Source organism: Sphingomonas sp. UNC305MFCol5.2 (assembly GCF_000712135.1).
Taxonomy (GTDB): domain Bacteria; phylum Pseudomonadota; class Alphaproteobacteria; order Sphingomonadales; family Sphingomonadaceae; genus Sphingomonas.
In genome coordinates this window covers 592954-618716 of record NZ_JOOE01000001.1, presented here as the reverse complement: position 1 = coordinate 618716, position 25763 = coordinate 592954, and the positions used below count along the sequence as shown (strand labels likewise).

The window sequence follows — 25763 nt, the reverse complement described above, 5'->3', positions numbered from 1 at the left end:
ACCGGCCCGCCAGCCGGTCGCGGCCCGGTCGATCCAGAGTGGTTTCCTCCGCTCGCCGTCAGGCAAACAGCGCAGGTTCGCCCTCGTCCGCGATCGGAGCCGGCACGGGCAGGTCGTGATGGCCCGGCGCCCGGTGATGATGCGAATGCCAGGCCGTGAGCGCCCATGCCCACCACAATCCGCTCATCGCCACGGGCCATTCGACTGCCCATCTGGCCATCTCGCTCCACGGCTCCGTCGCGCTGGCGACCGGGTAATCTTCGGCCATGATTTTCCTCCTGGGTCCGATGGTCCAGCGGTAGGCGGGACCGCGCGCACGCAGAATTGTGGGAATCCCTAATCGGAAGTTCTCCCGCCCGTCGGCAGATGGGCGAGGATCGTCCCTGTTGAGGAGTCCATCATGTCCGTGCGCAATCTCGAATTGCTGCTCCGCCCCCGCAGCGTTGCCGTGATCGGCGCTTCGTCCCGTCCGGGCGCACTTGGCCAGCGCGTGCTTGAGAACATCATCGACTCCGGCTTCGACGGGGCGATCTTCGCAGTCAATCCGAAACGCGTCGAGCTGGACGACGAATGGTGGGTGGTCTCGGTCGCGGATCTGCCGATGGCGCCCGACCTGGCAATCGTCGTAACACCTGCCGCGGCCGTGCCGGAGGTCATCGCCGAGCTCGGCGCCCGGGGCACCCGGCTCGCCGTCGTCCTGTCCGCCGGCTTTCACGATGCGCAGCTCCGCCAGCGGATGCTGGACGCTGCCCGGCCGCATCTGTTGCGGGTCGTGGGGCCGAACTGCCTGGGCGTGGTGCTGCCCCATGCCCGGCTCAATGCGACCTTTGCCCATCGCAATCCCAACCCGGGCGGGCTCGCCCTGATTTCGCAAAGCGGCGCCCTGGTGACTTCGATGATCGACTGGGCCCAAAGTCGCGCGGTCGGTTTCTCCGGCATCGTCTCGGTGGGCGACATGGCGGATGTCGATCTCGGCGATCTGATCGACCTGTTCGCGGCCGATCCGCACACCAGGACCATCGCACTCTATGTCGAGGGCATCACGCAGACCGCGAAGTTCATGTCGGCGGCGCGCGCCGCTGCCCGGACGAAGCCGGTCATCGTGCTCAAGGCCGGACGCTCCAATGCGGCTGCGGCTGCGGCGGTATCGCACACCGCGGCGCTGGCAGGGGCCTATGACGTGCATCAGGCCGCATTCCGCCGCGCCGGGCTGGTCAGCGTCGAAAGTCTCACCCAGTTGTTCGATGCCGCCCAGGTGCTCGCGGATCGCCCGCCACTCGAGGGCCGCCGCCTCGCCATCGTCAGCAATGGTGGAGGCCCCGGCATCCTCGCAACCGACGTCCTCCAGGCCACCGGAGGCGTGCTCGCGAACCTCGCTCCGGATACCATCGCGGTTCTGGATTCGGCCCTCCCGGCAGGCTGGTCTCGTGCGAATCCCGTCGACGTGGTGGGCGACGCAAAAGCGGAACGCTTCGCCGCCGCCGTGCGGACGGTGGCGCGCGATCCGAATGTCGATGCGCTGCTCGTCATCCACTGCCCGACGGCGCTCGCCTCGGGTGCCGAGATCGCCAGAGGAGTCGCTGCAGAACTCGCGGCGTCCGATTTCCCCCGCGAGAAGCCATTGCTCGCCTGCTGGCTCGGCGCGGGCAATGCGGACGCGGCACGGCCGCTCCTGAGCGCGCCCGGGACGCCGGTGTTCGACAATCTCGACGATGCAGTACGCGGCTTCGGCTATCTCATCGCCGCCGACGAGGCGCGTGTATCGCTGCTGCGCGCGCCGGCCGAGAGCGTCGCCGGAGGCTTCGATATCGCGCGCGCCCGGAAAATGATCGAAGCCGCGCGCGGCGAAGGGCGCACCTTGCTCACGTCGATCGAAGCCAAGTCCATTCTCGATTGCTTCGGCATACCGGTTGCGCGGTCGCGCTTCGCCGCCAGCGTCGCCGACGTCGAGGCAGCGTGCGCCGGGCTGCCCCCACCCTATGCAGTGAAGGTCGTCAGCCCGGCGATCGTCCACAAATCGGACCTCGGGGGTGTCGTCCTGGGCGTGCAGTATCCGCAAGCCGCAGCCGCGGCGGCGCTCGAGATACGCGAGGAGCTCGGTCGCTCCCTGCCTGGTGCAGCGATCACCGGATTCGAGATCGAGGAAATGGTCAGCATGCCGCATGGGCGTGAATTGTTTGTCGGGCTCGCCGACGACGCGCAATTCGGCCCCGTGATTGCCGTCGGCGCCGGCGGAGTCGATATCGAGCTGATCGGCGACCGCGTGCTGGGGCTTCCGCCGCTGGACGCCGCGCTTGCCAGGGACATGCTCGATCGTACGAGGATCGCGCGGCTCCTCGCGGCGCATCGGGGACAGGAAGCGGCGGACATCGACGCCGTGCTTGCAGTGCTCGAGGCGGTTTCGGCGCTATGCGTGGAATTTCCCGACATTGCCGAGCTGGATGTAAACCCGCTGCTGGTCGCATCCGAAGGCGTGGTTGCGCTCGACGCGCGCATCCGGATCACGCCTCAGCCGGCATCGTCGCGCATGGTGCTGCGTGCGGTGCCGGCCAAATGGTCGGCCGATCTCGCCACGCGCGACGGCGTGAAACTCCATGTCCGCCCGGTGCTGCCAAGCGACGAATGGGAACTCGCCGAGTTCTTCCAGCACGTCACGGCCGAGGACAAGCGGTTCCGCTTCCTCAGCGCGATTCAGGAGGTCGGGCATGACCGGCTCGCCGCGATGACGCAGGTCGATTACGATCGCTCGATCAATTTCCTCGCCTTTGCGGGTGATGGGACGCTGGTCGCCACCGCCATGATTGCCGCCGCAGGTGACAAGTCCCGCGCAGAGTTCGCGATCTCGGTTCATGCAGGATGGAAGGGCAGGGGCATCAGCTGGACATTGACCGAACACGTCCTGCGCTATGCCAAAGCGAACGGTATCCGCGTGCTCGAATCCCTCGAAAGCCGCGAGAACCATGCGGCGATCGCCCTCGAACGCGAATTCGGGTTCAGCACGGTTCCCTGTGACGACAGTCCTTCCGAAATGATTGCGCGCAAGGAGCTCGCTTGAGCCTGACCACGTCCAATCGGCAGGTCCCTGCGCGCGGCGATCATCGCGCGGCGGATGCCGTGCGCACCATCCTTTCGGCAGGACTCCGTAAACATCCCAATGTCGGTGAGGTTCGTCCCGGCCGAAAAGCGGGAAAAGAGGACATCGGAGGTGGAGATGAACAACGCGCTCATGCAGCTTCCGGAAGACCGCTGTGCGGCGGAGCGCAAGTTGCGCGTCCTTGTCGGCAGTTTGGGTCTGTGCGTGATCTTTCTGACCGCGATGGCCGGCGCAGTGCTTGCGGGACCGGGTTGATGGAGCCGCTTTCGCAACCCGCGCCATTCGTGCAGCCCCATCACCTCGTGGTGCTCGGCCATCCAGACCCAGGGAGCTTCACCGCCACGGTCGCGCAGGCCTATTGTGATGCGGTTCGGGCATGCGGGCATGAATGTGTGCTCCGCGATCTCTATGCTCTCAACTTCGATCCGCTTCTTGCAGCGGACGAACGTCCGGCAGGCGGATCCTTCAGGCCTTCTCCGGACATTGCGGAGGATCTCGAACTGCTCCGCGAGGCCGACGTGATCACCCTGGTGTATCCGATCTGGTTCGGCATGCCGCCGGCGATCATCAAGGGCTATATCGACCGGGTCCTCGGAGCGGGCTTCAGCGCGGCTGCCATCAAGCAGGGCGCGGTGAACCCCTTGCTCGCCGGAAAGCGATTGATGCTCTTCACTTCCTCGGCATCGACACGTCCCTGGCTCGAGGAGCAGGGCCAGTGGCTCGCGCTCCGACAGGCCTTCGAAACCTATCTCGAAAACATCTTTTCGCTCAGGGACTGTGGTCACACCCATTTCGATTCGATCGTTCCCGGCGTGAAGCCGCATTTCGTCGAAGAATGCCTTGCAGTCGTCGGCGAACGGGCGCGGGCGGTCTCGGCGGAAGTGCTCAGCGAGAAGCGTGCCCAACAGTCGCGGACGATCAGGCGGAGCGGCGCAGAGTGACCCAGATTCCGCAAGGGGTCCGCGACTCCGAAAGCAAGGCGCTATCGACAGTGACATCCACAATGCGAGACGACTCGCGTCCCATGGTGCTTCTTGTCGAGGACGAAGATGGCGTGCGCCGCTCCCTGCAGCTTCTCCTTGCCGGCAAAGGATATCGCGTGAAGGCGTTCTCCGCGGCGGAAGCGGCCATTGCCGACCCGGCCTCTCGCGATGCCGCGATTCTGATCGCGGACTATCGTCTGCGCGATAGCGATGGGGTCCGCCTGCTGACGGCGCTCCGCCAGCGCGGTTGGCATGGACGCGCCATTCTTGTGACGGGATTTGGTTCGAAGGAGATCGACCGCGCCGCACATGCTGCCGGGTTTGAAGCAGTGATTGCCAAACCGATGCGTCATCAGGAGCTGCTCGCGGCGCTTCGCTTGCCAACGGCCTGACGCGCCGCGTAACATGCGTAACGATGTCTGCATTCGCCGTATAAGCGCTCGCCAGTGACCGACACCGGCAGAGCCGAATTGGCGGCAGACCCGCGCCCTGGGCCGGAAAAGCGCATCGCGCGCTTTGGCCTGGCCGTACTCGCCGTGGCGACCGCGTTTGCGGCCCGGCTGGCGCTGGATCCATGGCTGGATGGCCGCACGCTCTATTTGCTGTTCACCGCCGCGGTAGTGGTCGTTGCGGTGTTTGCCGGCGCCTGGCCTGCCATCGTCGCCGTTGTGCTCGCGATACTTGCCGTCCAGACGCTCGGCGGGCCCGGCGGTACGATCGAGGTCATTGAGCTTATCGCCTTTGTCGCCACGTCCGCCGTGCTCATCTGGGCGGGCCATCAGATCAGCGGATTGCGCGCAATCTCGGGTCGGAGCGAGCGCACGGCGGAATTGAGGACCACCGAGGCGCAGAATCTGGCCGATGAGCTCAATCTGTTGATCGACGGTGCCGAGGGCTATGCGATCTACATGCTCGATCCCCATGGTCGCGTAGCGTTGTGGAACAAGAGCGCGGAACAGCTGAAGGGCTGGGCCACCGAGGAGATACTCGGGAAGCCGAGCGATCTCTTCTATCCTCCGGCGGCGCGGGAGAGCGGCAAGCCTGCGCAAGACCTCGAGATCGCGCGCACCGCCGGGCGGTTCGAGGAGGAAGACTGGCGCGTCCGCAAGGACGGCTCCGAGTTCCTGGCCCATGTCACGATTACGGCGCTGCACGGCGCCACGGGGGAACTGCGGGGCTTCGGAAAGGTCATCCGGGACGTCACCGAACAGCGCGCCTGGGAGCGGCAGTTGTCGGCGAGCGCAAACCAGTTCCGCTCGATCCTCGCAACTGTTCCCGACGCGATGATCGTGATCAACGACGCTGGCAAGATCCTGTCGTTCAGCGCCGCGGCGGAGCGCCTGTTCGGTTTCACCGAAGCGGAAGTGCGCGGCCGAAATGTCAGCATGCTGATGCCGTCGCCCGATCGCGAGCGGCACGACGGCTATCTCGACCGGTATCTCTCTACCGGAGAACGTCGCATCATCGGCACCGGTCGCGTCGTGGTCGGCGAGCGACGTGATGGTTCCACATTTCCCATGGAACTCGCGGTCGGCGAGGCGCTCACCGAGGGCGACCGCATCTTCACCGGCTTCATTCGCGATCTGTCCGAGAAACAGGCCGCCGACGAGCATATCGAGGCCTTGCGGGCCGACCTGATCCATGTTGCGCGCGTGAGTGCCATGGGTACCATGGCATCGACGCTGGCGCACGAGCTGAACCAACCGATCACCGCGGTCGCCAATTACGTGCGCGGCGTTCGCGACCTTCTTCTGCAGCCTCACGAGCAGGATTTTCCTATGATCATCGACGCGCTCGACGACGCCAAGAACGAGGCGCTTCGGGCAGGACATATCGTTCGCCGGCTGAGGGAATTCGTTTCGCGCGGCGAGGTCGAGAAGAGCGTGGAAGATCTGCCGGAGCTGATCGACGAAGCTTCCAAGCTCGCTCTGATCGGGGCAGCGGAGAAGGGCGTGAAGGTCAGCTTCGCGATCGATCCGCGCACGACGCCGGTGCTCGTCGACAAGGTGCAGATCCAGCAGGTGCTGGTCAATCTGATGCGCAATGCCGTCGAGGCGATGGAGCGCGCCAAGGTGCGTGAGCTCTCCGTGACCAGCATGCCCGCAGCGCAGGGCATGGCGCAGGTGAGCGTCGCGGACACCGGTCCCGGCGTCGCAGACGATATCGTCGAGAATCTTTTCAGCGCCTTCAACAGCTCCAAGAGCGAGGGCATGGGGCTTGGCCTATCGATCTGCCGGACGATCGTGGAGGCCAATGGCGGGCGGATCTGGATGGAGCCGCGCAACGGCGGCGGCGCGCTGTTTCACTTCACGATCCCGCTTGCGAAGCCGGAGGAGAACCAATGACCGAAACCAGGCTGATCCACATCGTCGACGACGAGGATTCCGTCCGGCGATCCGCCAGCTTCATGCTGAAAACATCGGGTTTCACGGTCCAGACCTGGCCTTCAGGCGTGGCGTTTCTAAAGGAGGTCCGTCATGTCGAGGCGGGCTGCATCCTGCTCGACGTTCGCATGCCGGAGATGGATGGTCTGACGGTCCAGCAGACGCTGCACGAGCGCGGCGTGACCATGCCGGTCATCATTCTGACCGGACACGGCGACATCTCGATCGCGGTTCGCGCGATGAAGGCCGGCGCCGTCGACTTCATCGAGAAGCCATTCGAAAAAGAAGTCCTTCTGGCTGCGATCGACGCCGCTTTCGAACGCCTTCACGCCAGCGGCGAGGTGAGCGCACGCGCCGAAGAGGCCGCCGTGGTGCTTGGAGCACTAAGCCCGCGCGAGCGCGAGGTGCTGGAAGGTCTCGCCCAGGGGCTGCCAAACAAGACGATCGCCTACGACCTCGGCATCTCCGCCCGCACGGTGGAGGTCCATCGCGCCAACGTGATGACCAAGCTGGGTGCACGCAGTCTTTCCGATGCGCTGCGGATCGCTTTTGCCGCCGGCCTTGGAGCTGAAAAGCCCTAGGCGGGTTCGCACATCTACGTATGGAGCTGCCCTCGATGCCTCAGCAGGTTGCGCAGCATGCGCAAGAATATCCTGATCATCGACGGCCATCCCGATCCCGACCGCGGGCGCTTCATTCACGCCTTGGCCGATGCATATGCCTCCGGCGCTGCCGACCGCGGGCACGATGTGCAGCGGGTCGAGGTCGCGGCGCTCGATTTCCCGATCCTTCGATCACGTGGCGATTGGACCAATGGCACTCCCGTCCTGGCCATTCGGGATGCGCAGGAAGCGATCCGCTGGGCAAACCACATCGTCTTTTTCTATCCATTGTGGCTCGGCGACGTGCCGGCTCTGCTGAAGGCGTTTCTGGAGCAAGTAGCCCGTCCGGGTTTCGCGCTGGAGCAGGGTACCATGCCGAAGCCGCTGCTCGGAGGCCGCTCTGCGAGGCTCGTGGTGACGATGGGAATGCCCGCCTTCTTCTATCGCTTCTATTTCGGCGCCCACAGCGTGAAGAGCTTCGAGCGCAACATCTTGAAGCTGGCCGGAATCAAGCCTGTGGAGCACACGCTGATCGGCGGCGTCGAGGGCGATGGCGAGATGCGCGAGAAGTGGCTCGATACGATGCTGAACCTCGGAATGGCTGCCGCTTGATCTTCGGCACCGGCGTAGCCGCGCGCGCTCGCGAGTTTCTGCACTCCGCAGACGCGTCGCTGTGCGACCCGGCCAAAGGCCCCGTTCACGCCCGCCGGGCGCGCCAATGGCCAGGAACCGGCGTGCAGCATATGAGTCGGTGCCGCCACCAGTTCGCCCGCCCGGACACCGTTGCGTCCCATCAGCGGAGGATCGCCTGAGATGTTCCCGCTGCCCTCCTTCCTGCCGGGTATGGCCCTGGCCGTCGCCATCGGTCTGCTGATCGGCTTCGAGCGTGGCTGGCAACAGCGCGACGAGGCACCGGGGCAGCGCGTGGCAGGTGTCCGGACCTTCGCGATGCTCGGCCTGCTCGGCGGTCTTGCGGGCGTTGCGGTATCCGGGCCCGTTCAGTGGATCGCGGTGCTGGCCAGCGGCGGCGCGGCGGGCGCGCTGTTGGTCGCCCACGCGATCGAGATGCGACAGGAGCGCACCGTCAGCGCGACCGGGGCCATCGCGGCGCTCACGACCATGTTGCTGGGGTCGCTCGCATCGACGGGGCATCACGCGCTCGCCGCGGCCGCAGCGGCCGCGCTCGTCGCACTCCTCGCTGCCCGCAAGCCGCTCCACGCGCTTCTCCAGCAAAGCTCCGAGGAGGACGTGCAGGCGCTGATCCGTCTCGGGCTGGTGATTTTTCTCGTTCTGCCGCTTCTGCCGGACGTCGGATTGGGCCCCTATGGCAGTCTCAACCCCAGACGATTGTGGTTCGTCGTCGTGGTGATCGCCGCCATCTCCTTTGGTGGCTATGTCCTGACGCGATGGCTCGGCGACAAGCATGGGGGGCTTTTCGCGGCGGGCGTCGGCGCGCTGGTTTCGTCCACGGCCGTCACCCTGGCCTGCGCCCATGCGATCCGGCGCCGGGAGGGAGACGCCAATCAGGCAGGGATTGCGCTGGCGTCGGCCATAATGCTCATCCGGACGGTGATTCTTGTCGTCCTGTTGGCGCCAGGCGCACTCCGAACCGTGTTGTTTCTCGTCGGTCCGGCCCTGCTGGTATCGGTGATCGCCGCGATCATCCTCGTCTCGATCGCCGCGACGTCCGAAAGCGTCACCGCCAGGGCATCGCAGCGGCCGCCAGGACTTGCCACTGCGCTCTTCTTCGCGGCGCTTGTCGCGGCTGTCACACTCGCGGCCGCCTGGCTCGATCATCAGGTCGGCCGGAGTGGTGCCGCGGCGGCCATCGTGATCGGGGGCATGGTCGATGTCGATTCGGCGATAGCGGCGATCGGCGGGCTTCCCGCTGGCGCATTGTCACCCCGGCTCGCTGCGCTGGCGATCGCCGCGCCGGTTGCGTTCAACACGCTGCTCAAGCTCGGGCTGACGCTTGGGATCGCGGGTTGGCGATCCGCCCCATGGGCGGCGCTGGCCCTGCTCCTGCCGAGCCTGGTAATCGGAATCTGCGCGCTGGCCGTTCTGGCCTAGATGTCCGGATCCGACGATGGCTGCTCCTGCGGCGCCTCATCGGGCCGGTAGCTCGGGTCCGGTGGACAATTGAACTCCGGTGTGCCGCGGGTTGGCTGCTCGACCGGACAATCGATCCGCGGCGCTTCCGCAGGAGCGTGGGGATCGATCGTGTCGGGTGCGGGTCCCAAGGGTTTGTGCGGCATCATTCGTCTCCGTGGAAATGAAACGCCAGCAGGAGCATGGCGGCAGGAAAGAGGATCAGCCACGGCGCGGCGAGCCAGATCAGCGCCGGCCAGAAGAGCTGCAGAAAGATGGGGATCGCGAGCAACCCGTTGAGAGTGAGCAGCAGGCGGAGTCGCCCGTCGAAGCTGGGCGCAAGCAACAGCATCGCGAGGCTCATATAGATATAGCCGAGCAGGTCGATGACGGTCATCGGTTGCCGGAACGAACAGCAACCGACGATTTCGAAGCCGGTCCCGGTGCCTGACAGCTCGCGGGGCAGGACCACGCCGAGCTGGCTGACGTACACGACGCTCACCAGACCCGCATAGAGCAGCGCGAAGGAGAGTGCGGAGAACCGCCAGATCCGTTGCGATGGGGAGGCGTGCACACATGCCGCGACGAGTGCCAGCACGAAGCACGGCGCCAAGACCAGCGAAGGCGCGAAGATCAGGAAGCGGTCGAGCGGCGTCGGCAGCATCCCGGCAACCTGCAGGATCTGCGCTACCCCATAGGCAATGCTCGCCGCACAGGCGGCACCCGCCGATATCTTGCCGAATTGCGACATCACTTTCTCCAGCGTGCCGGACATGGATGCGCGGCGCGGCGGAAAGGATCGATTGGGAAAGTTACGAACCTCCGCGAGTTCATCGGCATCGCGTGGGGGATCGGGGACATCCGTAGGTACTGGAGCGCGGGCTCGAGTCCGAGATGCCTCATTCTCCATCGCGACCGATCGAGCATTGGGACCAGCCGCGCCTGAGCCAGGCCATCATCCCACGCCGCGCGCGTCCGTAACATTCCGCATGTCGCGTGCCGGCCGGCGCCCATAGCCTCGCCACATTTCCAAGGGAGGCGACGATGAAGAATGTGCTCGTTCTGATGCATCACGATACCGGCCAGGAAGCGCGTTTCCAGGCGGCTCTCGATCTCGCGCGTGCCCTCGATGGGCACCTGACCTGCGTCGACGTGGCGGTCGTGCCGGTTCTCGCGGCGGACTTCGCGATGAGCGGGGCCGCAGACGTTCTGGCCGCGGACGAACAGGACCGCGAACGGCGCAATCGCGCGCACATGGAGCCGCGCCTCGCAAGGGAGGAGGTACCCTTTACCTGGCATGACACGACAGGGTTCCTGAGCCCTTGCATGCGCGAGGCAGCCGGGCTCGCAGATCTCATCGTGCTCAACCGGGAACTCGGGCAGGTCGCATATCCCGACATGCGCGCGCTCGTAGGCGAGGTCGTGATCAAATCCGGGCGGGCCGTCGTGGCTGTCCCCGAAAGCGCGAGAGGCTTTGATGCATTCGGTCATGCGCTGATCGCCTGGGACGGCTCACCCGAGGCGGAAGCGGCACTTCGGGCCGCTGTACCGCTCCTCCGGAAGGCGAGCGCCGTCACGATCCTCGAGGTCGCAGACGGCTCGGTAAAGCAGCCGGCAGAGGAAGCCGCCGCCTATCTGTCGCGCCACGACATCAGGCCTGTCGTTCGTCGCGAGAGTGCGATGGTCGACATTCCGAGCACGGTCATCCTCGATGTCATCGATGAAGTCGAGGCAGCCTATCTGGTGATGGGTGGCTTCGGTCACAGCCGCTTCGTCGAGGCCGTTTTCGGGGGAGTCAGCAAGCGCATGCTCGACGAGTGCCCGGTCCCCCTGTTTCTGGCGCATTGAACGTCCGGGACGCAAGTCGGATGAGCGCCCGATTCCGGTCCGGCCGAAGGCCGCCGGGACCCGTGCCGCCTCCCGCCCCGGACCGGTGTCCGGCGCGTCGTTTTACCATGAAGGACTGAATTGATGCTGCCCTCGGGTCCACGTCATCCTCTCGCGAGAGCGCGGCCATCGTCAGGGCGCAAAGCGTTCATGGCCGCGCTGCTCGCCGTCTCGACGGTGAGTGGTGCCGCAGCGCAGGTGTCGCTTCACGAGGGCACCGTTATGGAAGCAGTCGCGCGGCTAAAGCCCGGCGAGTTTCTTTGGGCGCCCGAGATTGCGCCGGAGGGCCCCGTGTTGCTCATCGTCAACCGCGCTACCCAGCGCGCGATCCTCTACCGAAACGGCGTGCCGATCGCGATTTCGACGGTTTCGACGGGCCGCGATGGCTACCAGACGCCAACCGGGATTTTCACGATTCTGCAGAAGCACGCGCGCCATTTCTCGACGATCTACGACAATGCGCCCATGCCCTATATGCAGCGTCTCACCTGGCAGGGGGTTGCGCTCCACGCCGGCGAACTCCCCGGCTATCCCGCCTCGCATGGCTGCATCCGCCTGCCGCTCGAGTTTGCCCGGCTTCTGTACGGCGTCACGCGCCTGGGGATGACGGTGATCGTTACTGACCGCGCGGCCGTGCCACGGCTGGCGCCGACCGCGAACCTCCTCGGCGCTGACGAGGGCGCGGCGTCGGAAGCCCCGGAGTGGCACCCCGAGCGCGCGTCCGAAGGTCCATTGTCGATCGTCGTCAGCGGTGGCGATCGCCGCGTTGTCGTGCTGCGCAACGGCGAGGTGATCGGCTCGGCGCCGGTGGTGATCCGCGGCGCCGTCGCGGGAACGACGGCCTATGTACTACGCGCGGTCGATGCCGGCGGCTATCACTGGTTTACGGTGATGCTTCCGGGGCGGACGCCCTCCGGTGCGCCCGTCGCTGACCTTGGGGATCGCTTCAGCGCCGACCCCGATTTCCGCAGACGCGTCGCCGGGTTGCTCGTACCGGGCACCACCGTGATCGTGACCGCGGACTCGCTGCGCAGCGGCGCAAGCCCGATTGCGCTGATCGAGAGCGAAGCGCCACGCTAAAGCTGCCGGTTCCGGCGGTGACGGCACGGCAGCGCCGCTGCGGAGAGGCGAGGATGCGCGCGACCGCCGATTCAAGGCTGCGACATTGCGATAACCAGCACCCAGAAGTCGTCGAGCAGGACCGCCGCGACACGAACCAGCATCCACAGCAGGACCAGAAAGAACACCCATGCGAACGCGGCGACGAGCCGGTTTGGATGCGTCAGCCCCTTGCGAAGATGGTGATGGGGGGATCGGATGCGCATGGTCTCGCCTGCGTCACCTGCCGCCGGCTCGCGGGCCGGCATGGCGGATCCGGCGGTGCCGGTCCCTGGCAAAGGCATCGAGTGCGTACATGGGCATCTCCTCGATTCGCCACTCGGGCGAGCATGGGGAGGATTCGCGTTCCGGGGAACTTTTTCGCCTGGGAAGGTTACGGATGCCCGGACGCCTCCTGTCCGCGAATGGCCCGCTCCGCTGCCTCGATCGCGCGCCGGCGCGCCGCGTCCGACGGCAATGCGCGCAGCCTGTATTCGAGCGACGACACGAAGGCTCCATAACGGTTGCGCCAGTCTTGCGGCGCCACCAGATCGGCCGCCTGGGGCCGGGGCTCGCCGATACGCCGTGCCGGCGAACCTTTGTCGAGGCGGAATCGTTCGCCGAGCATCGGCACGAGTGGCTTCGGCAGACCCGGAATCTCGCTCGCATCGGCGGCGAGCCGGTCGAGCGCGGGGATTTCGCCGTGGTCGAGGAACAGGCTGCCGGCCACCGGCGCACGCCTTTCCAGCCATCGCAACAGGCCGGCACGGTCGGCGTGCGCCGAATAGGCATCCACCGACATGATCTCGGCGCGAACCCGGATGTCGTACCCCATTATCCGGACGGTCTCCGACCCCGATTGAAGTACCGCGCCCAGGGTGCCGCGCGCCTGGTAGCCGACCAGCAGCACGGTCGAATTGGCGCGTGGCAGGTTGCGCACCAGATGGTGGCGGATACGCCCCCCGGTGCACATCCCCGAGCCGGCGAGGATGATTGCGCCGGAGACGCGGTTGAGCGCCCTGGACTCGTCGACGGTAGAGGTGAACTGGACATGGGGATCGTCGAACGGGGAAGGGCTCTCGCCGTCGTCATATCGCCGATAGGCGCGAGTCACGCGGTCAGCCAGCGGCGAGTCGACGAATACCGGGCTCGGCCGAAGGCGCCCCGATGCGAAAAGCGCGACAAGGTCGCCGAGGACTGCCTGGGTACGTTCCAGAGCAAAGGCCGGGATCAGCAGATTGCCACCTTTTGCCAATGCCGGCTCGACGCAGGTGGCCAAAATCTCGCGACGTTCGGCGAGCGAATAGAGTTGCCGGTCCCTGTCGCCATAGGTGGCTTCGCAGATCAGATGATCCCACCTTTCCGGGGGCGCCTGCGGCTCGATGGCGTCCGCGGCCGCCGTGCCGATATCGCCGGAAAACAGAAGATGCTGCCCGCCGGCCCGGACCTCGACCGACGCCGAACCAAGGATGTGATGCGCATCGCTGAACCGTAATTCCACGCCCGGTGCGATTTTCGACCACAGACCGTAGCGTAGTGTCTCGACTTGCTCGACCGTCCGCTCGACGTCACGATCGTCGTAAAGCGGTTCGAACGCCGTCAGCCCGGCGCGATCAGGCCGGCGGTTGCGCCGTTCTGCATCGCTGGCCTGAAGTCGGGCGGAGTCGGCGAGCAGCGGCGCGAGCAGCTGGCCCGTGGGCGGCGTGCACCAGATTTTCGCCCGACAGCCGTTTCGTGCCAGTACCGGCAGTCGCCCCGAATGGTCGAGATGGGCGTGGGTGAGTATGATGACGTCGACCTTGCGCGGGTCGAACGGCAAAGGCTCGTGATTGAGCGCCTCGAGACTGCGCGATCCCTGGAACAGGCCGCAATCGACAAGAATGCGCTGCGCGCCCGCGCGCAGTTCCATGCAGGACCCTGTCACGGTGCCTGCCGCGCCGTGGAAAGTGAGTTCAAGCGTCATGATTGCCTTTCCGGGTATGGGCGAGTGGATGCTCTAGATGCTCGTGCCGAACAGCAGCCCCACACCGGCAGTGAGAGCCATGGCGAAAGCGCCCCAGAAGGTAACGCGTACGATCGACCGCGCCGGCTTCGCGCCACCGGCGAGCGCGCCGAGCCCGCCGAGCACCGCGAGGCACAGCAGCGACGTGAGGGCAACGCTCGCCGCCAGCATTGCGGATGGCGCCAGCAGCACCGAGAGTAAAGGTGCTGCCGCGCCGATACTGAACGTCGCTGCGGAGGCGAACGCCGCTTGGAGCGGACGCGCAGTCGAGATTTCGGAGATCCCGAGCTCGTCGCGCGCATGGGCGCCAAGCGCGTCGCTGACCATCAGCTGATCCGCGACCTTGAGGGCGAGCCTGCGATCCAGCCCGCGACGCTCATAAATCCCCGCAAGCTCTTCCCGCTCCAGCTCCGGCTGCTCCGCGAGCTCGCGGGTCTCACGGGCAAGGTCGGCCTTTTCGGTGTCGGATTGCGAGCTGACCGAGACATATTCGCCTGCCGCCATCGACATCGCGCCAGCGGCAAGTGCTGCCACGCCGGCGAGGAGCACCTGCTCCTTCGCCGCGCCGGATGCGGCGATGCCGACGATCAGGCTGCCCGTCGACACGATCCCGTCATTGGCGCCGAGTACCGCCGCGCGAAGCCATCCGATCCGCGAGACTGCGTGCCGCTCAATATGCCGCTTCAATCTGGTCATCGGCGCATCATGCCATCGCATGCTGCAGGAGTGACTACGTAACCTACCGAGGGGCGGCATGGCGCAGCGGCGCTACGACGGCCCGGTGACTCCCGGGGGCATCAGGCCGCCGACGGAAGCAATTGGGGAGAGCGCCATGTATCGCAGCATCCTGGTACCGGTCGATCTCGACCAGCCCAGCTCGTGGCAGAAATCATTGCCGACGGCGGTGACACTCTGTCGGCACTTTGACGCCGCGCTCGCGCTCGTCACGGTCGTTCCCGACTGGAACCTCATGCTGGAGGCGCAATGGTCGCCGATCACGTTTCAGGAATTCGTGGACGTCGCCGCGGCACGGCTCGCCTCGCTCGCGGGCTCGGTCACCGACATCACCGGTGTCGATCATCATGTCGCGACCGGCAGTGTCTATCGCGGCGTTCTTGCGGTGGCCGAACGGATCGGGGCCGACCTCGTCATACTCTCCTCGCATCGCCCGCAGATGAAGGATTATCTTCTGGGGGCGAATGCGGATCGGGTCGTTCGCCATGCGCGCTGCTCGGTGTTTGTCGTACGCGATTGAACGGGCCGTCGCACGGGCAAGCAGGAAGGACGATGTAGCTATGAAGAGTGCCGCAAAGAGCCCGGCGCCGCATCCCGGGCTCAGCGCGCGCAACGCCTCGCTGCGGCTCGCAGCCGAGGGCCCTAACGAGCTACCCCGCCAGGGCGGACGCACGTTCCTGGCGATCGTCCTCGAGGTGTTGCGCGAGCCCATGCTGGCACTGCTCGTAGCGGGCGGCATCGTCTATCTGGCCCTCGGCGACCTTGCGGAAGCGCTGATCCTGATCGCGCTTGCCGGCTTCTCGGTGCTGATCACCGTGGTCCAGGAGTCGCGCAGCGAACGCGCGCTGGAGGCGCTGCGCGACCTGGCGAGTCCGCGCGCGTTGGTGGTGCGCGATGGCGAGCGGAAGCGCATTCCGGGGCGCGAGGTGGTGCGCGGCGACCTGGTGGTGCTTGCCGAGGGAGATCGGGTCCCGGCCGATGGCTGGGTGCTCGAAAATGACAGTTTGTACCTCGACGAATCGCTGCTGACCGGCGAATCGGTTCCTGTTCAGAAATCCGGGCTCGCCGTCGACCCGCCGGCCGGGCTCCCCCGGCCGGGCGGCGGTGCGCTTCCTTATGTCTTCTCGGGCACGCTGGTGGCCCGTGGCAGCGGGCTCTGCCTCGTCGCGGCGACGGGCCTGCGAAGCGAGATCGGCCGGATCGGCCAGTCGCTGGCCGGCCTCGAGACTGCCGCACCCCGGCTCTATCGCCAGACCCGGCGCCTCGTGCTGGCCTTCGCGGCCGGGGGTGCCGCGGCTAGCCTGCTCGCCGTCCTGCTCTATGGGCTGTTGCGCGATGCCTGGCTCGAGGGCGCGCTTGCGGGGATTGCGCTCGGCATGTCGATGCTGCCCGAGGAATTTCCCGTCGTCCTGACCGTGTTCATGGCGATGGGGGCGATGCGCATGTCGCGGGTTCGCGTGCTCGCCCGGCGCGCCGCGGCGATCGAAACGCTGGGCTCGGCGACGGTGCTGTGCACCGACAAGACGGGGACGCTCACCCAGAACCGCATGACCGTCGTCGAGCTTCGATTGCCCGACGGCAGCAAATTCGAGGGAGGCGGCGAGACCGCCTTGTCGGGGGATTTCTGGCAGCTCGCCGAGCTCGGCATTCTCGCCAGTGTGCCGCAACCGTTCGATCCGATGGAGATCGCCTTTCATGACCTTGCCGGCCGCGACGGGACGGCCGACCTGCCGCGCCGCCAGGAGCCAGGCTGGGACCTGCGCCACCGCTATCCGCTCGATCCGGGCCTGCTCGCGGTCTCGCATGTCTGGACCACAGGCGAGCCCGACGGAGATCAGGTGGTCGCCACCAAAGGGGCTCCGGAGGCGATCGCCGAGCTGTGCAACCTCGACCTCGCCGCGCGCGCCGGGATCGAGGTCGCAGTCGATGAGATGGCCTCGCAAGGACTGCGCGTGCTTGGGGTCGCCGAAGCGCAGTGGCACGGGGCGGGGCTGCCCGACACCCAGCGCGGCTTCACCTTCGCGTTCCGCGGATTGGTCGGGCTGCAGGATCCGCTCCGTCCCTCGGTCCCGGATGCCGTCCGGCAGTGCCGCAACGCCGGCATCCGCGTGGTGATGATCACCGGCGACTATCCCGAGACTGCCCGCGCGATCGCTGCACGTGCCGGGATCGATGGGGGCGAGGTCGTGACCGGCGCGATGCTCGCGTCGATGAGCGACGCGGCGCTTGCGGCAAAGGTCATGGAGATCACGATCTTCGCGCGGATCATGCCGGAACAAAAGCTGCGGATCGTCGAGGCGCTCAAGGCTCGCGGCGAGATCGTCGGGATGACCGGCGATGGAGTGAATGATGCGCCGTCGCTCAAAGCTGCGCATATCGGGATCGCCATGGGTGGCCGTGGCACCGACGTCGCGCGCGAGGCTTCGTCGATCGTGCTGCTCGACGACGATTTCGGCTCGATCGTCACGGCGATCCGGGTCGGGCGGCGGATCTACGACAATCTCAGAAAGGCGATGGGTTTCATCGTCGCCGTGCATGTGCCGGTCGCGGGATTGGCGTTGATGCCTCTGCTGTTCGGCCTGCCGGTTCTCCTCGCCCCCATACATATCGCGTTGCTCGAGATGATCATCGATCCCGTTTGCTCGCTTGTGTTCGAGGCCGAGACCGAGGAAGCCGATGTCATGCGCCGGCCGCCGCGTGCGCCGACCAGCGCGCTGCTGTCCGGTGACCTGATCATATGGTCCGCAGGACAGGGCCTGTTCGCTTTTGCTTCGGTCGGAGGTCTGGTTCTCTGGTCATTCTTCAATGGAACCGGAGAGCTGGCATTGCGGTCGACGATGTTCTTCGCGCTGGTCGGCGCAGTTCTTGCCCTGGTGCTCGTCAATCGGTCCTTCTCCGCGTCGATCGCGAGTGCGGTGCTGCGCCCGAACGCCGCTTTCGCCACGGTAGTCGCGGTGATCTTCCTCGTGCTTGCGCTGGCGCAGTTCGTACCGGCCGTGAGCGCGGTGCTCCGCTTTGCGCCGCTCGGCGCGGGGCAGGGAGTGGCCGCCGTGCTTGCCGCGGTGTTCGTGCTCCTGTTGCTCGAAGCGATCAAGCGGCGCCGGCGGATCAACTGGACTGCGTGACCCGGGAGTATCTTCTCCCGACTCCGGCTCGGCCAGTCCCGCGATATTCAGATCAGATCGAGCGCCGCGCGCGATACGATTTCGAACGCGAGCGGAGTGCCGTCGCGCTCGGTGACCGTCACATATTCGCCCTCCCGGAGCGGATGCGTCTCGAGGTGGAACAGCGGCTCGTCATCCGCGTCGCCCGGCGCGTAGGAGAAAGTCCAGCCCTTTCGCTTGTGGACCAGATAGCCGGTCATTTCAGGTGCATCGGGCCAGGAGCGCAGCACGGTCGCACGGTCCGGCCTTCCGGCAAGCGCCTCCCCGTCTATGATGTCATGGACGTCGAGCGGCACGCATAGCAGATAGCAATGCTCGCGTGAGCCATCGGGGAAATCGCGCGTGCGCGCAAGGTCGAGGCGGATCATGTACCAAGTCATGACCAGATAATCTGCAGTCCGAGTGCGGCCGGGCCATCGGTTATGGTACGTAGCGGTAACGACACGGTCTGGCGTCGCTCTCTCATGCCGGGCCTCGCGCCTGATCGCCTTCGGGGCCTGCTTCCATTTCGATCTCGAGCAGGCGAATGCGACTGACGACGGCCACGAAGAAGGCGGTGGACCAGCCGAGCAGGATCACCCCGTTGGCGCCTTCGATGGCGCCAAGCACGCGCCAGCCGGGCGCCAGCACGATATCGCCATAGCCGATGGTCGCGTAGGTGGATGTCGAGAAGTAGAGCGCCTCCTCGAGGCTGCGCAGCGCCCCGCCGACGACATAGAGTGCCGCATAGGCCCAGATCTCGATTGCATGCAGTACGAACAATCCGAACGCTGCCGTGACGATGCCGATGCCGTCATGGAGATGGACGTTGACGCGCCGGCGCTGGGACCGGTGGCGGCGCAAAAGCATCAGCATCAGCGTCAAGCCCGCGAGATGGATGCCGATCGTCGCGGCCGCCATGATGCTGGCGAGGAAGAGCTGGGCAAGAAGGGACATAGCGCGAATATGCGTGTCGGTGCATGCCTGCCCATGCGGCGTTCTACGTAGCGAGAGAGAAGAACACTTGCGGCATGGGCGCGCAGCCGCTCCCCGGATCCGGCGCCATGGTGAGCGCCATGGTCGCCGTGACGGATATCGCTCTCCGTGCCGCCTGCTGGCATTCGTACATCTACGCAATGCACATGCCGGATGCCCGGTGCAGCAGGGGTGCGCCTCACGCCCCGGAGCCGAAGATGCCGAGAAGATCGTTGCCCGGTTGCGGCGTTCTGTCGTCGCTGGTCTATGTGGTTGCCGACATTCTAGGCGCTTCCAGCTGGGAGGGCTATGGTTACGCTTCGCAATCGATCAGCGAACTGAGCGCGATCGGCGCGCCCTCGCGATCGCTCGTGCTGCCGCTGGCGCTTGCATATGATGCATTGCTGCTTGCCTTCGGGCTCGGCGTTTGCGCATCCACCGGGCGTGCGCGCGCGCTGCGGGTCACGGGCGCGTCATTGATTGCCGTCGCGGTCTTCGGCCTGATCGCAAGCTTGTGGTTCCCGATGCACCTGCGCGGCGGCGAGCAGAACCTCTCCGACGGAATGCACATTGCCCTGACCGCGATGACGGTATCGTGCATCGTCCTCGCATGGCCTCCGCAGCAAATACGGCCGGCAGGCGCTTCCGCGTCTACACCCTTGTCACCTTGCTGCTGGTGATGGGGTTCGGGGCGTTGGCGGCGCTCGATGGGCCTCGTGTTGCCGAAGATCTTCCAACGCCCATGCTGGGGATCAACGAGCGCATCAGTGTCGGGGCCTATCTGCTATGGGTGATCGTGCTTGCGCTGGCGCTGCCACGTCCCGGGCACGAACGCGCCCGGTAAGCCCCAACCACGCGCGCGCGATTGAATCGCTGCCCGTTCACGTCGGATCTGGCTTTTGCGCCGGAGCGGAAGGCGTGCGCGACCCGCATGGGGCAATGCCGTCGAAGGCAAAAGCGCCGGGGAACTGACATCGCCCGTTGGTCCCCGTCCATTCGAGAAACCCCGTAGGGGAAGATGCGTAGAGCCGCGTTCGCGAGGGTCGCATAGGGGCCAGCCCGCCAAACAACATAACGGAGTTGGTCATGAAATTTGTCGTAGCAACAGGCGTTCTGGCAGTGACGATTGCGGCGGCCGTGCCGGCGCGGGCGCAGGTGGAGGCCGGCGACGTGCTGGTCCGTGCGCGCGCGATTCTCGTCTCCCCGACCGAGGAATCGGGTCCGGTCGCGCCGGGGTTTCCCACCGGTTCTGTGGGTGTTTCGGACCGGGCCGCGCCCGAGCTCGACTTCACCTACATGCTGGCCGACCATATCGGTGCCGAGCTCATCCTTGCAACGACCAAGCACGATATCAGCGGCCGCGGCGCGCTGTCGGCGCTCGGCGATGTCGCCAGCACGCGCGTGTTGCCGCCGACGCTGACGCTGCAATATCATTTCGCGCCCAGGTCGCACGTCCGCCCTTATGTCGGTGCCGGAATCAACTACACCACTTTCTATTCGTCCGATGCCAGCCGTTCGCTCGAGGCGGCGATCGGCAAGACCGATGTCAGCCTGAAGGACAGCTTCGGCTACGCGTTGCAGGCGGGCGTGGACGTCGATCTCGGACGCCGCATATTCCTCAACTTCGACGTCAAATATCTCGACATCGACACCAGCGCGCGTCTGACCACCGGCGCGGCGGTCAACCGTGTCGACGTCAGTCTCGATCCCATCGTGCCCGCGATCGGCATCGGCATGCGCTTCTAGGCGGAGGGCCCGGGGGCCGGGGCGGGGCCGAGGCGCCTCCGCCCCGGTCGCCTCCGGCAACTTCCATACGGGAACTCCACAATAACCCTGCGCGCCGGGGTTTCCTATCGCCGGAGCGAACGGGAGGGCATCACGTGCAGTACGACCAGCTATTTCGAGACGCGATCGACCGGGTCCATGCCGAGGGCCGCTACCGCGTGTTCATCGACGTTTTGCGCAACAAGGGCGCCTATCCCAATGCGCGCTGCTTTGCCGGGCATAACGGCCCGAAGCCGATCGTCGTGTGGTGCTCGAACGACTATCTCGCGATGGGCCAGCACCCCAAGGTGATCGCGGCGATGGAGGAAGCGCTCCACGACGTCGGCGCGGGCTCGGGCGGCACGCGCAACATCGGGGGCAATACGCATTACCATATCGAGCTCGAGCGCGAGCTGGCCGACCTGCACGGCAAGGAAGGCGCTTTGCTCTTCACGTCGGGCTATGTCTCGAACGAAGCGACGCTCTCGACGCTCGCCAAACTGATGCCGGGCTGCATCGTCTATTCGGACGAGCTCAACCACGCTTCGATGATCGCGGGCATCCGCAATTCGGGCTGCGAGAAGCGGGTGTTCCGGCACAACGATCTCGCACATCTCGAAGAATTGCTCGCCGCTGACGATCCCGGCGCGCCCAAGCTTATCGCGTTCGAGAGCGTCTATTCGATGGATGCCGATATCGCGCCCATCGCCGAGATCTGCGACCTCGCCGACAAATACAACGCGTTGACCTATCTCGACGAGGTCCATGCCGTGGGCATGTACGGCGCGCGGGGCGGCGGCATCTCCGAACGCGACGCGGTCGCCGACCGCATCACCATCATCGAAGGCACGCTGGGCAAGGCATTCGGCGTGATGGGAGGATACATCGCTGCCGATCAGGTGATCGTCGACGTGATCCGCAGCTATGCGCCGGGCTTCATCTTCACCACGTCGCTGTCGCCGGTTCTGGTCGCGGGGGCGCTGGCGAGCGTGAAGCATCTCAAGGCATCCACCGCCGAGCGCGAGGGGCAGCAGGAGGCAGCCGCGAAGCTCAAGGCGCTGATGACCGAGGCCGGTCTGCCGGTGCTCCCCTCGACCACGCACATCGTGCCGTTGATGGTCGGCGATCCGGTCAAAGCCAAGAAGATCAGCGACGTGCTGCTCGCCGAATACGGCGTCTACGTCCAGCCGATCAATTATCCCACAGTGCCGCGCGGCACCGAGCGGTTGCGCTTCACCCCCGGCCCCGCGCATGACGAGGCGATGATGCGCGAACTGGTCGGCGCGCTGGTCGAGATATGGGGCCGGCTGGAGCGCCCCCTTTCGACGGGCGCGCCGCACCGGCCGACCTGGCCTCCCACGCCGGCCGACCAGCGTATCGCCGCCTGAACGGCACTGTCTCAACCCCGCACAGCCTGCCGGACGGCCCCGCGAGAGGCTCGCCGCTCAGTGGAGTAGAATATGGAAGACGACATCCTCTTACGCAGCGGTGCCTGGCTGTTCGTGGCGATCGCGGCCGTGTTCGCCGCCGCCGCCGCCGCCGATACTGCCTTCGCGATCCATATGGGCGTCGCGGCGGCGGCAGCGACGCTCACCGCATTCGTGTCGATGCGCGGGATCAGCCTCCTGCCGACGCGTTCGGCAGATGCGCGCGCGCTCGAGCGCTATGACGACGAAGTCATTCGCTGGGGCGTGATCGCAACCGTATTCTGGGGCGTCGTCGGCTTCCTCGTCGGGATCGTGATCGCCGCGCAACTGAGCTTTCCGTTGCTCAACCTGCCGACCGAATATACGACGTTCGGCCGTTTGCGGCCGCTCCATACGTCGGCGGTGATCTTCGCCTTTGGCGGCAATGCGCTGATCGCGACGAGTTTCTACGTCGTCCAGCGCACCTGCCGCGCCCGGCTGGCGCTCCCCGGCCTCGCCCGCTTCGTCTTCTGGGGATACCAGCTGTTCATCGTGCTCGCCGCGACCGGCTATGTGCTCGGCGTGACCGAGGGCCGCGAATATGCCGAGCCCGAATGGTATGTCGATATCTGGCTGACCATCGTCTGGGTCGCCTATCTGGCAGTGTTCGTCGGGACGATCCTCAAGCGGTCCGAGCCGCACATCTACGTCGCCAACTGGTTCTATCTCGGCTTCATCGTCACCGTGGCGATGCTGCACATCGTCAACAACCTGTCGCTGCCGGTTTCCTGGGTCGGCTCCAAATCCTATTCGCTGTTCTCGGGCGTCCAGGATGCGCTGACCCAGTGGTGGTACGGCCACAATGCGGTCGGCTTCTTCCTCACCGCCGGCTTCCTCGGCATGATGTATTATTTCGTGCCCAAGCAGGCCGAGCGACCGATCTACAGCTATCGGCTGTCGATCCTCCACTTCTGGTCGCTGATCTTCCTCTACATCTGGGCCGGTCCGCACCATCTTCACTACACCGCGTTGCCCGACTGGGCACAGACGCTCGGCATGGTGTTCTCGGTGATGCTGTGGATGCCGAGCTGGGGCGGCATGATCAACGGGCTGATGACGCTCAACGGCGCGTGGGACAAGGTCCGCACCGACCCGATCATCCGCCTGATGGTCTTCGCGCTCGCCTTTTACGGGATGAGCACGTTCGAAGGCCCGATGATGTCGCTGAAGAGCGTCAACTCGCTCTCGCACTACACCAACTGGACGATCGGCCATGTCCATTCCGGCGCGCTCGGCTGGAACGGCATGATCACCTTTGCGGCGATCTACTATATGACGCCGCGCCTCTGGGGCCGCACCCGTCTGTACTCGCTTCGGATGGTCAACTGGCACTTCTGGTGCGCGACGCTGGGCATCGTGCTCTATGCCTCCTCGATGTGGGTGGCGGGCATCACCCAGGGGCTGATGTGGCGCGAATATGGCGACGACGGCTATCTCGTCTACTCATTCGCCGAAGTCGTCCAGGCGATGCATCCCTATTATGTGATCCGCGTCGCGGGCGGCCTGCTCTACTTCGCCGGCGCGCTGTTCATGGTGTGGAACGTCTGGATGACGATTGCGGGCAAGCTCCGCCAGGAGGCGCCGATGGCCGACGCCGCCTTCGATCCGGAACGCGACCGTCCGCTTCCCGCCCGCGGCGCCGCGAGCGCCTTCCCGCAACCTGCGCTCGCCGACGGTCCCGTGTCCGTCGCGGCCGAATAAGGAGCTGTGACCGATGGCAAGCATCGTTCAAGGCCATAAGAAGATCGAGCGCAACGTCACGCTGCTGGCAGCGCTCGCTTTGGTCACGGTCGCGATCGGCGGCATCGTCGAGATCGCGCCGCTCTTCTGGATCCAGTCCACGGTCGAGAAGGTAGAGGGCGTCCGGCCCTATACCCCGCTCGAGCTCGCGGGGCGGAACATCTACATCCGTGAGGGTTGCTATAGCTGCCACAGCCAGATGGTTCGGCCGTTCCGCGACGAAACCGAGCGCTATGGCCATTACAGCCTCGCCGCCGAGAGCATGTTCGACCACCCCTTCCAGTGGGGTTCGGAACGTACCGGTCCCGATCTGGCGCGCGTCGGTGCCCGTTATTCGGACGAATGGCACGTCCAGCATCTCAAGGACCCGCGCGCGGTCGTGCCTGAATCGATCATGCCCCCTTATGCCTTCCTCGCGCAGCGCGATCTCAAGGGAGGCGACATGGCGGCGCATCTGAAGGCGCTGCGCGCCGAGGGAGTACCCTATACTGACGAGGATATCGCCAAGGCCGCGCAGGACGTGCAAACCCAAGGCTTTGGCGATGGCGACACTGCGGATCTCGCCCGCCGCTATCCCAAGGCGCAGTCGCGCGACTTCGACGGCGATCGCGGCCGGCTGACCGAGATGGACGCGCTCGTCGCCTATCTGCAGGGGCTCGGCACCCAGGTCGACTTTCCCGCCGCAGCGGCACGCGAGCGCGCGAAATGAGCTACGACGAGCTTCGCCACGTCGCTGACAGCTGGGGACTGGTCGTCATGGCCGTCGTCTTCCTGGCGCTCGTCGCCTGGCCCTTCCTTCCCGGTTCGGCGCGCGGAAACGACCGCGCCGCCGCCAGCATCTTAGAAGACGAGGATAGCATCGATGGCTGAGAACAAGCGCATCGACGAGAAGACCGGCACCTCCACGGTGGGGCACGAATGGGACGGCATCGAAGAGCTCGATACGCCGATGCCGCGCTGGTGGCTGTGGACCTTCTATGCGACGATCCTGTTCGCGATCGTCTATTGCATAGCCTTCCCGGCGTGGCCGATGATCCGCGGCGCGACTGAAGGGACGCTCGGATGGACGAGCAGGGGGCAACTCAAGACCGAGCTCGCCGCCGAACGCGAACGCCGCGCACCGGTGATGCGCGCGCTCGCCGCGACCCCGATCGAGCAGCTTGCGGGCAATCCGCAGCTGTTCACCGCCGCGGTCGAAGGGGGACGATCGGCCTTCAAGGTGCATTGCGCGGCCTGCCATGGCGCGGGCGCGGCGGGCAGCAAGGGCTACCCCAATCTCAACGACGACGATTGGCTCTGGGGCGGCGACCTCGCGGCGATTCAACAAACGCTCGAGCACGGTATCCGCCAGCCGGGAGATGACGCGACGCGCCAGTCGCAGATGCCGGCGTTCGGACGCGACCAGATGCTGAAGGCAGAGGAAATCGAGGACACGGTTTCCTATGTCCGTTTCCTCTCGGGGCAGGAGCGTCCGAACGCCTCCTCTCAGCGGGGCGCGAAGCTGTTCGCCGACAATTGTGCGGCGTGCCACGGGACCGGCGGGCGCGGCAATCGGGAGATCGGGGCACCCAACCTCGCCGACCATATCTGGCTCTATGGCGGAGATCGCGCAGCGCTGACCGACACGATCACCAACGCCCATGGCGGGATCATGCCCGCCTGGGGCAAGCAGCTCGACCCCGTGACGATCAAGATGCTCGCTGCCTATGTCCACGCACTTGGTGGCGGCGAAGCGGGCGGCGCACCCAGGCCTGCGACAGACGCGGTGCCGGCCGCTGGCGCGGCCACTGCGAAGTGATCAT

General features: G+C 65.9%; 26 protein-coding genes. 19 read left to right on the top strand and 7 right to left on the bottom strand.

Annotated features, from left to right (window positions below):
- Positions 1 to 58 precede the first annotated feature (58 nt).
- Entirely contained in the window at positions 59 to 268 is a 210-nt protein-coding gene (locus tag BR78_RS0103045) for a hypothetical protein (protein WP_029934893.1), read from the bottom strand.
- A 132-nt stretch (positions 269 to 400) separates the two neighbouring features.
- Here BR78_RS0103045 and BR78_RS0103040 point away from each other — a divergent pair, with 132 nt between their 5' ends.
- The 7 genes from BR78_RS0103040 (at position 401) to BR78_RS0103005 (ending at position 9133) form a co-directional block, all read left to right on the top strand.
- Positions 401 to 3055 (top strand): bifunctional acetate--CoA ligase family protein/GNAT family N-acetyltransferase, encoded by a 2655-nt coding sequence (locus BR78_RS0103040; protein WP_029934891.1) that lies wholly within the window; start codon positions 401 to 403, stop codon positions 3053 to 3055.
- Positions 3052 to 4035, top strand: a complete 984-nt coding sequence (locus BR78_RS0103030; RefSeq protein WP_231478120.1) for an NAD(P)H-dependent oxidoreductase — start codon at positions 3052 to 3054, stop codon at positions 4033 to 4035. The genes BR78_RS0103040 and BR78_RS0103030 overlap by 4 nt, the downstream gene beginning before the upstream one ends.
- Positions 4036 to 4118: 83 nt before the next feature.
- Positions 4119 to 4469: a response regulator gene (locus BR78_RS0103025; protein ID WP_051683179.1), complete on the top strand. Its 351-nt coding sequence runs from the start codon at positions 4119 to 4121 to the stop codon at positions 4467 to 4469.
- A 54-nt stretch (positions 4470 to 4523) separates the two neighbouring features.
- Positions 4524 to 6422, top strand: a complete 1899-nt coding sequence (locus BR78_RS0103020; protein WP_231478119.1) for a PAS domain S-box protein — start codon at positions 4524 to 4526, stop codon at positions 6420 to 6422.
- Positions 6419 to 7042: a response regulator transcription factor gene (locus BR78_RS0103015; protein ID WP_029934880.1), complete on the top strand. Its 624-nt coding sequence runs from the start codon at positions 6419 to 6421 to the stop codon at positions 7040 to 7042. The genes BR78_RS0103020 and BR78_RS0103015 overlap by 4 nt, the downstream gene beginning before the upstream one ends.
- A gap of 57 nt (positions 7043 to 7099) precedes the next feature.
- Entirely contained in the window at positions 7100 to 7675 is a 576-nt protein-coding gene (locus BR78_RS0103010; protein WP_029934878.1) for an NAD(P)H-dependent oxidoreductase, read from the top strand.
- A 201-nt stretch (positions 7676 to 7876) separates the two neighbouring features.
- Complete coding sequence (locus BR78_RS0103005; RefSeq protein WP_029934876.1) at positions 7877 to 9133, top strand: MgtC/SapB family protein; 1257 nt, start codon at positions 7877 to 7879, stop codon at positions 9131 to 9133.
- A 184-nt stretch (positions 9134 to 9317) separates the two neighbouring features.
- On the opposite strand, the gene BR78_RS0103000 is transcribed toward BR78_RS0103005, so the two are convergent.
- Entirely contained in the window at positions 9318 to 9926 is a 609-nt protein-coding gene (locus BR78_RS0103000; RefSeq protein ID WP_156022200.1) for a hypothetical protein, read from the bottom strand.
- Between the two features lie 269 nt (positions 9927 to 10195).
- Between BR78_RS0103000 and BR78_RS0102995 the strand changes: the two genes are divergently transcribed.
- Both BR78_RS0102995 and BR78_RS0102990 read left to right on the top strand, forming a co-directional pair.
- Positions 10196 to 10999: a universal stress protein gene (locus BR78_RS0102995; protein WP_029934873.1), complete on the top strand. Its 804-nt coding sequence runs from the start codon at positions 10196 to 10198 to the stop codon at positions 10997 to 10999.
- A 189-nt stretch (positions 11000 to 11188) separates the two neighbouring features.
- Complete coding sequence (locus tag BR78_RS0102990) at positions 11189 to 12118, top strand: L,D-transpeptidase (RefSeq protein ID WP_037565905.1); 930 nt, start codon at positions 11189 to 11191, stop codon at positions 12116 to 12118.
- A gap of 71 nt (positions 12119 to 12189) precedes the next feature.
- On the opposite strand, the gene BR78_RS0102985 is transcribed toward BR78_RS0102990, so the two are convergent.
- The 3 genes from BR78_RS0102985 to BR78_RS0102975 all read right to left on the bottom strand — a co-directional run bounded on the left by BR78_RS0102985 (position 12190) and on the right by BR78_RS0102975 (position 14834).
- Positions 12190 to 12363, bottom strand: coding sequence for a hypothetical protein (locus tag BR78_RS0102985; protein ID WP_156022199.1), 174 nt, complete (start codon positions 12361 to 12363; stop codon positions 12190 to 12192).
- A 167-nt stretch (positions 12364 to 12530) separates the two neighbouring features.
- Positions 12531 to 14099: an MBL fold metallo-hydrolase gene (locus BR78_RS0102980; RefSeq protein ID WP_037565903.1), complete on the bottom strand. Its 1569-nt coding sequence runs from the start codon at positions 14097 to 14099 to the stop codon at positions 12531 to 12533.
- Between the two features lie 33 nt (positions 14100 to 14132).
- Positions 14133 to 14834: a VIT1/CCC1 transporter family protein gene (locus BR78_RS0102975; RefSeq protein ID WP_029934865.1), complete on the bottom strand. Its 702-nt coding sequence runs from the start codon at positions 14832 to 14834 to the stop codon at positions 14133 to 14135.
- A 58-nt stretch (positions 14835 to 14892) separates the two neighbouring features.
- Here BR78_RS0102975 and BR78_RS0102970 point away from each other — a divergent pair, with 58 nt between their 5' ends.
- Positions 14893 to 15393, top strand: a complete 501-nt coding sequence (locus BR78_RS0102970) for a universal stress protein (protein WP_081855588.1) — start codon at positions 14893 to 14895, stop codon at positions 15391 to 15393.
- 40 nt (positions 15394 to 15433) lie between these two features.
- Complete coding sequence (locus BR78_RS0102965) at positions 15434 to 17998, top strand: cation-translocating P-type ATPase (protein ID WP_029934861.1); 2565 nt, start codon at positions 15434 to 15436, stop codon at positions 17996 to 17998.
- A 47-nt stretch (positions 17999 to 18045) separates the two neighbouring features.
- Here BR78_RS0102965 and BR78_RS0102960 read toward each other — a convergent pair whose 3' ends face one another.
- Positions 18046 to 18417, bottom strand: coding sequence for a hypothetical protein (locus BR78_RS0102960; RefSeq protein ID WP_029934860.1), 372 nt, complete (start codon positions 18415 to 18417; stop codon positions 18046 to 18048).
- Positions 18418 to 18499: 82 nt separating this feature from the next.
- Positions 18500 to 18973, bottom strand: coding sequence for a potassium channel family protein (locus BR78_RS0102955; protein ID WP_029934859.1), 474 nt, complete (start codon positions 18971 to 18973; stop codon positions 18500 to 18502).
- Between the two features lie 23 nt (positions 18974 to 18996).
- Here BR78_RS0102955 and BR78_RS21210 point away from each other — a divergent pair, with 23 nt between their 5' ends.
- The 8 genes from BR78_RS21210 to ccoP all read left to right on the top strand — a co-directional run bounded on the left by BR78_RS21210 (position 18997) and on the right by ccoP (position 25759).
- Positions 18997 to 19671 carry a DUF998 domain-containing protein gene (locus BR78_RS21210; protein ID WP_081855587.1) on the top strand — a complete coding sequence of 225 codons (675 nt, stop codon included), beginning with the start codon at positions 18997 to 18999 and terminating at the stop codon, positions 19669 to 19671.
- A complete protein-coding gene (locus tag BR78_RS22090; RefSeq protein ID WP_231478109.1) occupies positions 19659 to 19835 on the top strand; it encodes a hypothetical protein in 177 nt (58 codons plus the stop codon). Before BR78_RS21210 ends, BR78_RS22090 begins: the two co-directional genes overlap by 13 nt.
- A gap of 242 nt (positions 19836 to 20077) precedes the next feature.
- Positions 20078 to 20737, top strand: coding sequence for an OmpW/AlkL family protein (locus tag BR78_RS0102945; protein ID WP_029934858.1), 660 nt, complete (start codon positions 20078 to 20080; stop codon positions 20735 to 20737).
- Positions 20738 to 20871: 134 nt separating this feature from the next.
- Positions 20872 to 22143: a 5-aminolevulinate synthase gene (hemA, locus tag BR78_RS0102940; protein ID WP_081855586.1), complete on the top strand. Its 1272-nt coding sequence runs from the start codon at positions 20872 to 20874 to the stop codon at positions 22141 to 22143.
- A 72-nt stretch (positions 22144 to 22215) separates the two neighbouring features.
- Positions 22216 to 23922, top strand: a complete 1707-nt coding sequence (gene ccoN / locus BR78_RS0102935) for a cytochrome-c oxidase, cbb3-type subunit I (protein WP_051683175.1) — start codon at positions 22216 to 22218, stop codon at positions 23920 to 23922.
- A 13-nt stretch (positions 23923 to 23935) separates the two neighbouring features.
- Positions 23936 to 24670 carry a cytochrome-c oxidase, cbb3-type subunit II gene (gene ccoO, locus BR78_RS0102930; RefSeq protein WP_029934852.1) on the top strand — a complete coding sequence of 245 codons (735 nt, stop codon included), beginning with the start codon at positions 23936 to 23938 and terminating at the stop codon, positions 24668 to 24670.
- The gene (locus tag BR78_RS0102925) at positions 24667 to 24831 is read left to right on the top strand and encodes a cbb3-type cytochrome c oxidase subunit 3 (protein WP_029934851.1); all 165 of its coding nucleotides are present in this window, start codon (positions 24667 to 24669) and stop codon (positions 24829 to 24831) included. The genes ccoO and BR78_RS0102925 overlap by 4 nt, the downstream gene beginning before the upstream one ends.
- The gene (gene ccoP, locus BR78_RS0102920; protein ID WP_029934847.1) at positions 24824 to 25759 is read left to right on the top strand and encodes a cytochrome-c oxidase, cbb3-type subunit III; all 936 of its coding nucleotides are present in this window, start codon (positions 24824 to 24826) and stop codon (positions 25757 to 25759) included. The genes BR78_RS0102925 and ccoP overlap by 8 nt, the downstream gene beginning before the upstream one ends.
- Positions 25760 to 25763: the final 4 nt, after the last annotated feature.